Raw genomic sequence first — 12,501 nt, 5'->3', positions numbered from 1 at the left:
TGTCAGCCTCAAGGGGTAAAAAATCCTGTAAACTTACACAATACATGTAACAGGATAATTGACCATGACAAATCAACCAACGGAAATTGCCATTGTCGGCGGGGGGATGGTCGGCGGCGCGCTGGCGCTAGGACTGGCGCAGCATGGATTTACGGTAACGGTCATTGAACATGCCGTTCCCGCGCCGTTTGTGGCTGACGGACAGCCTGATGTCAGAATTTCGGCCATCAGCTCCGCCTCCGTGTCGTTGCTAAAAGGGCTGGGCATCTGGGATACGGTTCAGGGGATGCGCAGCCATCCTTACCGTCGTCTGGAAACGTGGGAATGGGAAAATGCCCATGTGATGTTTGATGCCGCCGAGCTTAAGCTGCCCTTGCTGGGCTATATGGTGGAAAACACGGTCCTGCAACAGGCGCTCTGGCAGGCTCTGGACGTTCACCCCAAAGTCACGCTGCGCGTGCCTGCGTCGCTGATCTCTCTGCATCAACATAACGATCGGCATGAGCTTGAGCTGGCTGGTGGCGAAAAAATCAGCGCGAAGCTGGTCATCGGCGCCGATGGCGCAAATTCTCAGGTGCGGAAAATGGCTGGGATTGGTATCCATGCCTGGCAGTATGCGCAGTCCTGTATGTTGATAACCGTGCAGTGCGAGAATTCGCCGGGAGACAGCACCTGGCAGCAATTCACCCCTGACGGTCCGCGCGCATTTTTACCGCTGTTTGATAACTGGGCCTCGCTGGTGTGGTACGACTCACCGGCGCGTATCCGCCAGTTGCAAGGTTTGAATATGTCGCAACTGCAGGCGGAGATCGCCAAACATTTCCCATCGCGACTCGGTAACGTTACGCCTGTCGCAGCGGGGGCATTCCCGCTAACGCGCCGTCACGCGCTGCAATATGTGCAGCCAGGACTGGCGCTGGTGGGGGACGCCGCGCATACCATTCATCCGCTGGCGGGGCAGGGCGTTAATTTGGGGTTCCGTGATGTGGATGCGCTGATTGACGTGCTGGTGAATGCGCGCAGCTACGGTGAGTCCTGGGCAAGCCAGCCGGTGCTGAAGCGCTATCAGAACCGTCGCATGACTGACAATTTCATCATGCAAAGCGGCATGGATCTGTTCTACGCAGGATTTAGCAACAACCTGCAGCCGCTGCGTATCATGCGTAATCTTGGGCTAATGGCCGCAGAGCGCGCCGGCGTGCTGAAACGCCAGGCACTCAAGTACGCGTTAGGATTGTAATTCAGACAGGCCTACAGAGAACGTTGTAGGCCTGGTAAGCATAGCGTCATCAGGTAATAAATGCAGAAAAGCAAAAAGCTCGCCGAAGCGAGCTTTTTTAATATGGCTGGGGTACGAGGATTCGAACCTCGGAATGCTGGTATCAGAAACCAGAGCCTTACCGCTTGGCGATACCCCAACGGGTGCATCCACAGAATGGACGGCTTTTTGAAATTGGCTGGGGTACGAGGATTCGAACCTCGGAATGCTGGTATCAGAAACCAGAGCCTTACCGCTTGGCGATACCCCAACAATTTTTTGGATTTACCGAACGAGTCGATACGTCCTTAATATGGTGGCTACGACGGGATTCGAACCTGTGACCCCATCATTATGAGTGATGTGCTCTAACCAGCTGAGCTACGTAGCCAGATATTATCATATTCTTCGATGGCTGGGGTACCTGGATTCGAACCAGGGAATGCCGGTATCAAAAACCGGTGCCTTACCGCTTGGCGATACCCCAATGACCGTTGCGGTGAACCGCTACATCGAAGAAAAAATGGCTGGGGTACCTGGATTCGAACCAGGGAATGCCGGTATCAAAAACCGGTGCCTTACCGCTTGGCGATACCCCATCCGTGCAACGCTTACGGGTGAATGGTGCGGGAGGCGAGACTTGAACTCGCACACCTTGCGGCGCCAGAACCTAAATCTGGTGCGTCTACCAATTTCGCCACTCCCGCAAAAAAGATGGTGGCTACGACGGGATTCGAACCTGTGACCCCATCATTATGAGTGATGTGCTCTAACCAGCTGAGCTACGTAGCCATCTTTTTTTCGCGTAACCTTATCGGCGTTGCGGGGCGCATTATGCGTATTGAGCCTTGAAGCGTCAACCCCTTTTTCATTGAAAATAGCTGGAATGTGACTGTTTGGTTAGGTTGCGAACAGCATGACGCAATATTCGGCAATTATTAGTTATTAATTGTTTTTTTGCACAGAAAACAGACATAAAAAAGAGCCCCGCAGGGCCCTTTTCTAAGGATTAACTTATTTATAAGCGGACTGATGTACGCCAACCGCACGACCAGAAGGATCGTTCATGGTTTTAAACGCCTCATCCCATTCGATTGCTTTGGCAGAAGAACAGGCAACAGACGGCCCGCCAGGCACACATTCCGCAGCGCTCGCAACCGGGAACAGCTCTTCGAAAATCTCACGGTACAAATACGCTTCTTTAGAAGATGGCGTATTGTAAGGGAAACGGAAGCTGGCGGTTTCCAGTTGTTGGTCAGAAACTTGCTCAGCGGCCACCTCTTTCAGGGTATCAATCCAGCTGTAACCGACACCATCGGAGAACTGCTCTTTCTGGCGCCATGCAACGCTTGCTGGCAGGTAGGATTCAAAACATTCACGCAGAACATGTTTTTCCATTTTGCCGTTGCCGCACATTTTGTCCTGCGGGTTGATGCGCATCGCCACATCAAGGAATTTCTTATCCAGGAAGGGCACGCGAGCTTCCACTCCCCAGGCCGACATAGCTTTGTTGGCACGGGCACAGTCGAACATATGCAGCGCCTGCAGCTTACGCACGGTCTCTTCGTGCAGCTCTTTTGCATCTGGTGCTTTGTGGAAATAGAGATAGCCGCCAAATACTTCGTCAGAACCTTCGCCCGACAGCACCATTTTAATGCCCATCGCTTTAATTTTACGCGACATTAAGTACATCGGGGTCGAGGCGCGAATCGTCGTAACATCGTAAGTTTCGATGTGATAAATCACGTCGCGGATAGCATCCAAACCTTCCTGCACGGTGAAGTGGATCTCATGGTGTACAGTACCCAGATGGTTCGCCACCTCTTGTGCGGCTTTCAGGTCTGGAGCGCCTTCCAGGCCTACGGCGAAGGAGTGCAACTGCGGCCACCAGGCTTCGCTACGCTCCTGATCTTCAACACGACGCGCGGCGTATTTTTTGGTGATTGCGGAAATGACGGATGAATCCAGACCGCCGGACAGCAATACACCATAAGGAACATCTGACATCAGGTGGCTTTTCACTGCATCTTCCAGTGCCTGACGCAACTCGTTTTTATCGGTAACGTTGTCTTTTACCGCATCGTATTCAAACCAGTCGCGCTGGTAGTACTGACGAATTTCGCCGTCTTTACTCCATAAATAGCTCCCGGCCGGGAATTCTTTGATCGTGCGACACACGGGAACCAGGGCTTTCATTTCAGACGCAACGTAGAAGTTACCGTGCTCGTCGTAACCCATATACAGCGGGATGATCCCGATATGATCGCGACCGATCAGGTAAGCGTCCAGCTCGCTGTCGTACAAAGCAAAAGCAAACATGCCTTGCAGGTCATCCAGAAACTCTGGGCCTTTTTCCTTATACAGCGCAAGGATAACTTCGCAGTCGGAACCGGTCTGGAACTGATAGCGATCGCCATATTCAGCGCGCAGCGCCTGATGGTTATAAATTTCACCGTTAACCGCCAGGATATGCGTTTTCTTCACGTTGTACAGTGGCTGAGCACCGGCGTTGACGTCGACGATGGACAGACGTTCGTGCGCCAGAATGGCGTTATCACTGGCGTAAATACCTGACCAGTCCGGGCCGCGATGGCGCATCAGACGAGACAATTCCAGGGCTTTTTTACGCAGTTCAACTGCGTCAGTTTTAATATCGAATACGCCAAAAATAGAACACATAACCTTCTCCGTTAACCTGTTGCGTGATGCTTTTTATGTTTGCTTGATAAAGAAAATGCCGCAAAGCTGGAGAGGGCGCAAGTGAATTACGGGTCAGAAAATAAAAAACGCAATGGTCATTGTGGATTGGTGAAAAAAGATTACAGAATAGACGGGTTTATTAATGAATCGATAATTTTATGGCGGTTTTATTAAATGGAAGGATTTCTTCTGGCCGGATATGACGCGGGGGCGTCTTATCCGGCTTACGCATCAAATCACATCAATTTCCGCAACGGACGGGTAAATCCAGCTTGGTCTGAACGGCATGCTGTCAATGTCGTCGAGCGTCGAAACGCCAGACAATACCAGGATGGTTTCGAGACCCGCCTGGAAGCCCGCCAGAATATCGGTACGCAGGTTGTCGCCCACAATAACGGTCTCTTCCGAATGCGCCTGCATTTTGTTGAGCGCCGCGCGAATAATCCACGGGCTGGGTTTGCCCACATAAAACGGCTTGCGGCCAGAGATTTTTTCGATACCGGCGCACAGCGCACCGCAGGCGGGATAAAAGCCGCGTCCGTGAGTATCCGGGTTTGTGGCGATGAAACGCGCACCGTTGGCCACAAAATATGCCGCTTTATGCATCATGTCCCAGTTATAGGATCGCGTCTCGCCAACAATCACAAAATCGGGGTTCACGTCAGTTATAGTAAACCCGGCTTTATACAGCTCGTGAATTAACGCACCTTCACCTACCACGTAGGCCTTTTTCCCTTCCTGGCGGCGAAGAAAATCAGCGGTAGCCATGGCGGAAGTATAAAAGACGCTATCAGGGACATTCACACCCGCGGTGGCGAAGCGGTTTGCCAAATCCTGCCCGGTCTGTGAAGGATAGTTAGTCAGCAAAACTAACGGCAGGCCTTTTTCCAGGATCCCAGTCAGAAATTCTGCCGCACCCGGTACGGCAACATTGTCGTGCATCAGCACGCCGTCGATATCACAAATTACATTCTTAATGGCCATGGACAATCCGACATCAAAAAAAGAAGGCATTACTATACACAAAATACACTAAATCATTCGAGTTGCATCAAGGCGGCACAAGTCTGAGAACCCCGGGAGCTTACTGAAGTAAGTGACTGGGGTGAGCAGATGCAGATAACGCAGAGGCTGCTTGATATTAGCTTTCCAGCAAACGTTGCAGCAATGTACCGTTGAGCATCGCACGCTTCACCAGCGCAAAGGCGCCAATGGCTGAACGGTGATCCAGCGTGGAACGAACCACCGGTAAATTGTGGCGAAACGCTTTCAACGCCTGCGTGTTGATACAGCTTTCTATAGCAGGCAGCAGCACTTTATCAGCCTCGGTAATTTCGCCCGCAATGACGATTTTTTGTGGGTTAAACAGGTTGATGGCGATGGCGATGGTTTTACCCAGGTGACGACCAACGTGCTCAATGACTTCTGATGCCAGGTTATCGCCTTTATTAGCCGCCTTACAAATGGCTTTAATGCCGCAATCATCCAGCGTGAGTCGGCTTGGATAACCCTGTTTCAATAAGTTCTGCACGCGGTGTTCAATAGAGGCATTGGCGGCAATTGTTTCCAGACAGCCGAAATTACCGCAGTGACAGCGCTCACCCAGCGGCTCTACCTGAATATGGCCAATCTCACCCACGTTGCCATTGCGACCAATAAAAATTCGGCCATTGGAGATGATTCCCGCCCCGGTTCCGCGGTGAACACGCACCAAAATGGAGTCTTCGCAATCCTGGCTTGCCCCGAAATAGTGCTCGGCCAGCGCCAGACTGCGAATATCGTGACCGACAAAGCAGGTGACCTTAAAGCGTTTTTCGAGCGCTTCGACCAGCCCCCAGTTTTCGACCTGAATGTGCGGCATATAACGGATGACGCCGCTTTCAGGATCAACAAGTCCTGGCAGAATGACGGAAATCGCAACCAGCTCGCGGATTTTCCGCTGGCAGTTCTCAATAAAGGTGGCAATGGTGTTGAGCAGCGCATACTCCAGCGTTTCCTGGGTGCGCTCCGGGAGGGGATAATGCTCTTCAGCGACCACTTTACTGCTCATATCATAGAGCGTGAGCGTAGTATCGTGGCGGCCCAGGCGTACGCCAATCGCGTGGAAATTGCGGGTTTCGGTGACGATAGAGATAGCGCGGCGGCCCCCGGTGGAGGCCTGCTGATCGACTTCTTTGATTAGCCCGCGTTCAATCAATTGACGCGTAATTTTCGTTACGCTGGCGGGGGCAAGCTGGCTTTGCTCGGCAATTTGAATTCGCGAGATTGGCCCATGCTGGTCAATCAGGCGATAAACCGCCGCGCTGTTAAGCTGTTTTACGAGATCAACATTACCTATTTGAGCTTGTCCGCCTGGTGTCATTCTTTCTCTTACTCAGTAACGACCTCGTTGCCATTAACGATGGTCTTGATAATTTTAAAGTCGTGCGTGAACGCAGTCAGGTTGGCTACTTTGCCTGGCGCGATGCTGCCGAGTTGTTTGTCGACGCCAATGGCGCGAGCAGGGTAGAGCGTTGCCATACGTAAGACTTCGTCGAGAGCGATATTCGCATGTTCGACCAGATTGCGTACGCCTTCAATCATGGTTAATGATGAGCCGCTCAGTGTACCGTTCTCATCAACGCACAATCCATTACGGTAGTATATTGTTTTACCAGCGAAAATGAACTGTTCAATGTTTGCACCTGCTGGTGCGGTTGCGTCGGTGACCAGGCACAGCTTGTCGCCTTTCAGGCGTTTGGCATTACGAATGTTAACGTAATCAACGTGGAGGCCATCGGCGATGATACCGCAGTAGATATCGGCTTCATCAAGAATAGCGCCCGCCAGACCAGGTTCGCGGCCGGTAATGTACGGCATCGCGTTGAACAGATGCGTCGCAAAGGTGATGCCTGCGCGGAACCCGATTTTTGCTTCTTTTACCGTTGCATTTGAGTGACCCGCAGAAACCACAATACCCGCATTCACCAGTTTGGTAATGACCTCTACCGGGACCATTTCTGGTGCCAGCGTTACTTTGGTGATCACATTGGCATTATTGCACAGGAAATCAACCAGCGCAGCGTCCGGTTGACGGACAAATCCCGGATTATGGGTGCCTTTTTTCACCAGATTCAGCCACGGACCTTCCAGATGAAGCCCTAGTGCCTGATTCGGGTGTTTCGCCAGGTATTCACGCATGACGCGAACGCCTTGTTTCATCAGGTCATCGCTGGTGGTGATAAGCGTTGGCAGGTAGCTGGTGCAGCCAGATTTTTCATTGGCTTTCTGCATGATTTCCAGCGTTTCAACGGTCACGGCTTCTGCCGTATCGTTAAATTGTACGCCGCCGCAGCCGTTTAGCTGTACATCGATAAAACCGGGGGAAACAATGGCCCCATTCAGTGAGCGCTGTTCAATTCCTGACGGTAACTCAGCCAGTGGGCAAACGCTGTCAATCAGGCCATTGGCGACAACAATCGCATGGTCATCAAGAATTTCGTGACCGGTAAAAATCCGGCCCTGGGTTAAAGCATACATTCCGACCCCCGATTTCAAAAAATGCCGCCCTGCAACTTATCGACAGGGCGGAGACATCAATTACAGACCTTTAATATTTTCCGCTTCTAACTCGTTAAAGTATTTCAGCGTCTTCACTTTCAGTTCCATGGTGGAAGGCTCATCGCAGACCACAACGGCTTTCGGATGCAGCTGCAGACAGCTGATGGTCCACATATGGTTAACGTTGCCTTCAACGGCGGCTTGCAGCGCCTGCGCTTTCTGGTGGCCCAGTACCAGGATCATCACTTCTTCGGCATCCAGCAGGGTGCCCACGCCAACGGTCAGCGCATATTTAGGCACCTGGCTGACGTCGCCGTCAAAGAAGCGTGAGTTCGCAACACGCGTGTCGTGAGTCAGCGTTTTGATGCGGGTACGGGAAGCCAAAGAAGAGGCTGGTTCGTTGAACGCGATGTGACCATCGTTGCCTACGCCGCCCATAAACAGGTGGATTTTACCGTAAGAACGGATTTTTTCTTCATACTGACGGCATTCTGCATCAATATCCGGTGCGTTACCATTGAGGAGGTTGATGTTTTCTGCTGGAATATCAACGTGATCAAAGAAGTTGCGATGCATGAAGCTATGGTAGCTTTCCGGATGCTCTTTCGGCAGGCCAACATATTCGTCCATATTGAACGTCACAACATGCTTGAAGCTTACCTGGCCCGCTTTGTGCATTTCAACCAATGCTTTGTAGGCTGTCAGCGGAGTACCGCCAGTCGGCAGGCCCAAAACGAACGGACGATCAGCCGTTGGTTTGAACGCGTTAATACGGTTAACGATATGGCGAGCAGCCCATTTGCCGACTTGTTCAGCGGTATTCAGGGGGATCAGTCTCATTCTTCACCTCAAAAGTAAATGTAAGCAATTGGCGGATCGAGTCTCTGTGCAGTATTAAGCGTAACCTGGTTTTGCATCGGTAAGGATCAATCCGTTTCGATTTTTTGAATGATAAAATAAGTTTTCGTAGTTAGCCAGTAGAAGGGAGGGTTAATAACGATATTTGGTGACTGGAATCACAAAAAACACGCATTTAATTTGCGATACGAATTAAATTTTCACACACTCTGAATGTAGATGAATGGTTAATATTGTTGTTCCAGAATCTTGCTGTCAGGAATGGTCGCACAATAAAAATATGGCTTCAAAGAAGCCTAATCGGGGTCTCGTAGGGGGAATAAAATGAATATTTTAGGTTTTTTCCAGCGGCTGGGTAGGGCGTTACAGCTCCCCATCGCTGTGCTGCCAGTCGCGGCACTGCTGCTGCGATTCGGCCAACCAGATTTACTTAACGTACCCTTCATCGCGCAAGCGGGTGGGGCCATCTTTGATAACCTGGCGTTAATTTTCGCTATCGGTGTGGCTTCCAGCTGGTCAAAAGACAGCGCGGGTGCTGCAGCGCTGGCGGGTGCGGTCGGTTATTTCATATTGACCAAAGCAATGGTTACCATTAACCCGGCCATCAACATGGGCGTGCTGGCAGGTATCATCACTGGTCTGGTCGGCGGTGCGGTATATAACCGTTGGTCTGGTATCAAACTACCTGACTTCCTGAGCTTCTTTGGCGGCAAACGCTTCGTGCCGATCGCCACTGGTTTCTTCTGTCTGGTGCTGGCTGCTATCTTCGGTTACGTGTGGCCGCCGGTGCAGAACGCCATCCATGCGGGAGGTGAGTGGATCGTAGGTGCTGGCGCGCTGGGTTCCGGTATCTTTGGTTTCATCAACCGTCTGCTGATCCCAACCGGTCTGCATCAGGTGCTGAACACCATCGCCTGGTTCCAGATTGGTGAATTCACTAACGCTGCAGGTACCGTATTCCACGGTGACATCAACCGCTTCTACGCGGGTGACGGCACTGCGGGTATGTTCATGTCTGGCTTCTTCCCGATCATGATGTTTGGTCTGCCGGGTGCGGCTCTGGCAATGTACTTCGCTGCTCCGAAAGCACGTCGTCCGATGGTTGGCGGTATGCTGCTGTCCGTTGCGATCACCGCGTTCCTGACCGGTGTTACCGAGCCGCTGGAATTCCTGTTCATGTTCCTGGCGCCATTGCTGTACCTCCTGCACGCACTGTTAACGGGTATCAGCCTGTTCGTTGCAACACTGCTGGGGATCCACGCGGGCTTCTCCTTCTCCGCAGGGGCTATCGACTACGTGTTGATGTACAACCTGCCGGCGGCAAGTCAGAACGTCTGGATGCTGGTCGTGATGGGCCTGGTGTTCTTCGTCATTTACTTTGTGTTGTTCAGCGCGGTTATTCGTATGTTTAACCTGAAAACGCCGGGCCGTGAAGATAAAGAAGACGATATCGTTACTGAAGAAGCGAACAGCAATACTGAAGAAGGTCTGGCTCAACTGGCAACCAACTACATTGCAGCAGTTGGCGGTACCGATAACCTGAAAGCGATTGATGCCTGTATCACTCGTCTGCGTCTGACCGTTGCCGACTCCGGTCGCGTAAATGATGCGATGTGTAAACGTTTAGGCGCATCTGGAGTGGTTAAGCTGAACAAGCAAACTATCCAGGTCATCGTGGGTGCGAAGGCCGAATCTATCGGCGACGAAATGAAGAAAGTTGTCGCGCGTGGCCCGGTGGCTGCAGCGTCTGGTGAAAGTGCGCCAGCAGCAGCGGCTCCGGTTGCTAAACCGCAAGCTGTAGCGAACGCAGTAACCGTTGAAACTTTAGTTTCTCCGATTACCGGTGACGTGGTTGCGCTGGAGCAGGTGCCTGATGAAGCCTTCGCCAGCAAAGCTGTAGGCGACGGCGTGGCGGTGAAGCCAACGGATAAAATCGTGGTTGCTCCGGCTGCCGGCACCATCGTGAAAATCTTCAACACTAACCATGCGTTCTGTCTGGAAACCGTTAAAGGCGCGGAAATCGTGGTTCACATGGGTATCGATACAGTAGCGCTGGAAGGGAAAGGCTTTAAGCGTCTGGTTGAAGAAGGTGCGGAAGTGACTGCAGGTCAACCGATTCTGGAAATGGATCTGGAGTTCCTGAACGCCAACGCACGTTCCATGATTAGCCCGGTTGTGTGCAGCAACAGCGATGATTTCGGTGCTCTGGTCATTAAAGCCGAAGGTCATGTGGTTGCTGGTCAAACACCACTGTATGAGATTAAAGGTAAATAACTGCTCCTGAGTAAAGTGAGTTAAGTGCCTTAAGCGGCGGGGGATATTCCTCCGCCGCTTTTTTTTGCAGCAAATATCCACATATATCCTGTTGAAACACCTTTTTTGTGCAACAAATAGTTGTCTCCTGACGTCGCTTATAAGATCATGTTCCGTTATACGTTGTTTACGCTTTGAGGAATCCACGATGAGTGAGGCTGAAGCCCGCCCGAGTAACTTTATTCGTCAGATCATCGATGAAGATCTGGCCAGTGGTAAGCACACCACTATCCATACACGTTTTCCGCCGGAGCCAAATGGCTATCTGCACATTGGCCACGCGAAATCCATTTGTCTGAACTTTGGCATTGCGCAAGATTACCAGGGCCAGTGCAACCTGCGTTTTGATGATACGAACCCGGTTAAAGAAGATATCGAGTACGTTGAGTCGATTAAAAACGACGTTGAATGGTTAGGTTTCCACTGGACTGGCGATATTCGCTACTCTTCGGATTACTTCGATCAGCTTCACGCCTATGCGGTAGAGCTTATTAATAAAGGCCTGGCGTACGTTGATGAACTGTCAGCGGAGGAGATCCGCGAATACCGCGGCACTCTGACGCAGCCGGGTAAAAACAGCCCGTTCCGCGATCGTAGCGTCGAAGAGAACCTGGCGCTGTTCGAAAAAATGCGTACCGGTGGTTTTGAAGAAGGTAAAGCCTGCCTGCGCGCGAAAATCGATATGGCTTCGCCGTTTATCGTGATGCGCGATCCGGTGCTGTACCGTATTAAGTTCGCCGAACACCACCAGACCGGCAACAAGTGGTGCATCTACCCGATGTACGATTTTACCCACTGCATCAGCGATGCGCTGGAAGGCATTACGCATTCACTGTGTACGCTGGAGTTCCAGGATAACCGTCGTTTGTACGACTGGGTGCTGGACAACATCACCATTCCGGTTCACCCGCGCCAGTACGAATTCTCGCGCCTGAATCTGGAATACACCGTGATGTCCAAACGCAAGCTGAACCTGCTGGTGACCGACAAGCACGTTGAAGGCTGGGACGATCCGCGTATGCCGACGATTTCTGGCCTGCGTCGTCGTGGTTATACTGCTGCCGCTATTCGTGAGTTCTGCAAACGCATTGGCGTGACCAAGCAGGATAACACCATTGAGATCGCTTCTCTGGAGTCCTGCATTCGCGAAGATCTGAACGAAAACGCCCCGCGCGCGATGGCAGTTATCGATCCGGTGAAACTGGTTATCGAAAACTACCCGCAGGGCGAAAGCGAGCTGGTTACCATGCCTAACCATCCGAACAAACCGGAAATGGGCAGCCGTGAAGTGCCGTTTAGCGGTGAAATTTGGATCGATCGCGCAGACTTCCGCGAAGAAGCGAACAAGCAGTACAAGCGTCTGGTGATGGGCAAAGAAGTACGTCTGCGCAATGCTTACGTGATCAAGGCTGAACGTGTGGAGAAAGATGCAGAAGGGAATATCACCACCATTTTCTGCACCTACGATGCCGACACCCTGAGCAAAGATCCGGCTGATGGTCGTAAAGTAAAAGGTGTTATTCACTGGGTGAGCGCGTCCCATGCGCTGCCGATTGAAATCCGTTTGTACGATCGTCTGTTTAGCGTGCCAAACCCAGGTGCGGCGGAAGACTTCCTGTCCGTTATCAACCCGGAATCGCTGGTCATTAAGCAGGGCTACGGTGAGCCGTCACTGCAGGCTGCGATTGCAGGTAAAGCGTTCCAGTTTGAGCGTGAAGGCTACTTCTGCCTGGACAGCCGCTATGCAACCGCTGACAAGCTGGTATTTAACCGCACTGTAGGTCTGCGCGATACGTGGGCTAAAGTCGGCGAGTAATTGCTGTCACACTGCC

Annotated in this window: 8 protein-coding genes and 7 tRNA genes; 3 read left to right on the top strand and 12 right to left on the bottom strand. The window is 51.8% G+C overall.

Features of this window, described 5'->3' with window-relative positions; all coding sequences use genetic code 11:
• Positions 1 to 64: 64 nt before the first annotated feature.
• On the top strand, positions 65 to 1,240 hold the full coding sequence (ubiF, locus tag HV311_RS17540) for a 3-demethoxyubiquinol 3-hydroxylase (protein ID WP_047501736.1): 1,176 nt from the start codon (positions 65 to 67) through the stop codon (positions 1,238 to 1,240).
• Between the two features lie 103 nt (positions 1,241 to 1,343).
• On the opposite strand, the gene HV311_RS17535 is transcribed toward ubiF, so the two are convergent.
• The 12 genes from HV311_RS17535 to nagB all read right to left on the bottom strand — a co-directional run bounded on the left by HV311_RS17535 (position 1,344) and on the right by nagB (position 8,338).
• A tRNA-Gln gene (locus HV311_RS17535) sits at positions 1,344 to 1,418 on the bottom strand.
• A gap of 36 nt (positions 1,419 to 1,454) precedes the next feature.
• Positions 1,455 to 1,529 (bottom strand) — tRNA-Gln (locus HV311_RS17530).
• Between the two features lie 43 nt (positions 1,530 to 1,572).
• A tRNA-Met gene (locus tag HV311_RS17525) sits at positions 1,573 to 1,649 on the bottom strand.
• 21 nt (positions 1,650 to 1,670) lie between these two features.
• Positions 1,671 to 1,745 (bottom strand) — tRNA-Gln (locus HV311_RS17520).
• A gap of 37 nt (positions 1,746 to 1,782) precedes the next feature.
• Positions 1,783 to 1,857, bottom strand: a tRNA-Gln gene (locus HV311_RS17515).
• A 23-nt stretch (positions 1,858 to 1,880) separates the two neighbouring features.
• Positions 1,881 to 1,965 (bottom strand) — tRNA-Leu (locus HV311_RS17510).
• An 8-nt stretch (positions 1,966 to 1,973) separates the two neighbouring features.
• Positions 1,974 to 2,050 (bottom strand) — tRNA-Met (locus HV311_RS17505).
• Between the two features lie 222 nt (positions 2,051 to 2,272).
• Positions 2,273 to 3,937, bottom strand: coding sequence for an asparagine synthase B (gene asnB / locus HV311_RS17500; protein ID WP_191220244.1), 1,665 nt, complete (start codon positions 3,935 to 3,937; stop codon positions 2,273 to 2,275).
• A gap of 252 nt (positions 3,938 to 4,189) precedes the next feature.
• Entirely contained in the window at positions 4,190 to 4,942 is a 753-nt protein-coding gene (nagD, locus tag HV311_RS17495) for a ribonucleotide monophosphatase NagD (RefSeq protein WP_005121413.1), read from the bottom strand.
• A gap of 157 nt (positions 4,943 to 5,099) precedes the next feature.
• Complete coding sequence (nagC, locus tag HV311_RS17490; RefSeq protein ID WP_016152247.1) at positions 5,100 to 6,320, bottom strand: DNA-binding transcriptional regulator NagC; 1,221 nt, start codon at positions 6,318 to 6,320, stop codon at positions 5,100 to 5,102.
• A gap of 8 nt (positions 6,321 to 6,328) precedes the next feature.
• Positions 6,329 to 7,477, bottom strand: coding sequence for an N-acetylglucosamine-6-phosphate deacetylase (gene nagA, locus HV311_RS17485; protein WP_191220243.1), 1,149 nt, complete (start codon positions 7,475 to 7,477; stop codon positions 6,329 to 6,331).
• 60 nt (positions 7,478 to 7,537) lie between these two features.
• Positions 7,538 to 8,338, bottom strand: coding sequence for a glucosamine-6-phosphate deaminase (nagB, locus tag HV311_RS17480; RefSeq protein WP_003022803.1), 801 nt, complete (start codon positions 8,336 to 8,338; stop codon positions 7,538 to 7,540).
• A gap of 342 nt (positions 8,339 to 8,680) precedes the next feature.
• Between nagB and nagE the strand changes: the two genes are divergently transcribed.
• Together nagE and glnS are read left to right on the top strand one after the other, a co-directional pair.
• Positions 8,681 to 10,630 carry a PTS N-acetyl glucosamine transporter subunit IIABC gene (gene nagE / locus HV311_RS17475; RefSeq protein WP_016152249.1) on the top strand — a complete coding sequence of 650 codons (1,950 nt, stop codon included), beginning with the start codon at positions 8,681 to 8,683 and terminating at the stop codon, positions 10,628 to 10,630.
• 187 nt (positions 10,631 to 10,817) lie between these two features.
• A complete protein-coding gene (gene glnS, locus HV311_RS17470; protein ID WP_016152250.1) occupies positions 10,818 to 12,485 on the top strand; it encodes a glutamine--tRNA ligase in 1,668 nt (555 codons plus the stop codon).
• Positions 12,486 to 12,501: the final 16 nt, after the last annotated feature.

It is taken from the genome of Citrobacter sp. RHBSTW-00881 (assembly GCF_013728515.1).
Classification (GTDB): domain Bacteria; phylum Pseudomonadota; class Gammaproteobacteria; order Enterobacterales; family Enterobacteriaceae; genus Citrobacter; species Citrobacter braakii.
Note: the sequence above shows the minus strand (reverse complement) of the source record. Positions and strands in the feature narration are given on the sequence as shown.

Bases quoted from the DNA above. Each gene is read 5' to 3' on its own strand.
- ubiF (WP_047501736.1), top strand. From the start codon at position 65: ATGACAAATCAACCAACGGAAATTGCCATTGTCGGCGGGGGGATGGTC.
- glnS (WP_016152250.1), top strand. From the start codon at position 10,818: ATGAGTGAGGCTGAAGCCCGCCCGAGTAACTTTATTCGTCAGATCATC.
- nagC (WP_016152247.1), bottom strand. From the start codon at position 6,320: ATGACACCAGGCGGACAAGCTCAAATAGGTAATGTTGATCTCGTAAAA.
- nagD (WP_005121413.1), bottom strand. From the start codon at position 4,942: ATGGCCATTAAGAATGTAATTTGTGATATCGACGGCGTGCTGATGCAC.
- nagA (WP_191220243.1), bottom strand. From the start codon at position 7,477: ATGTATGCTTTAACCCAGGGCCGGATTTTTACCGGTCACGAAATTCTT.
- nagB (WP_003022803.1), bottom strand. From the start codon at position 8,338: ATGAGACTGATCCCCCTGAATACCGCTGAACAAGTCGGCAAATGGGCT.
- nagE (WP_016152249.1), top strand. From the start codon at position 8,681: ATGAATATTTTAGGTTTTTTCCAGCGGCTGGGTAGGGCGTTACAGCTC.
- asnB (WP_191220244.1), bottom strand. From the start codon at position 3,937: ATGTGTTCTATTTTTGGCGTATTCGATATTAAAACTGACGCAGTTGAA.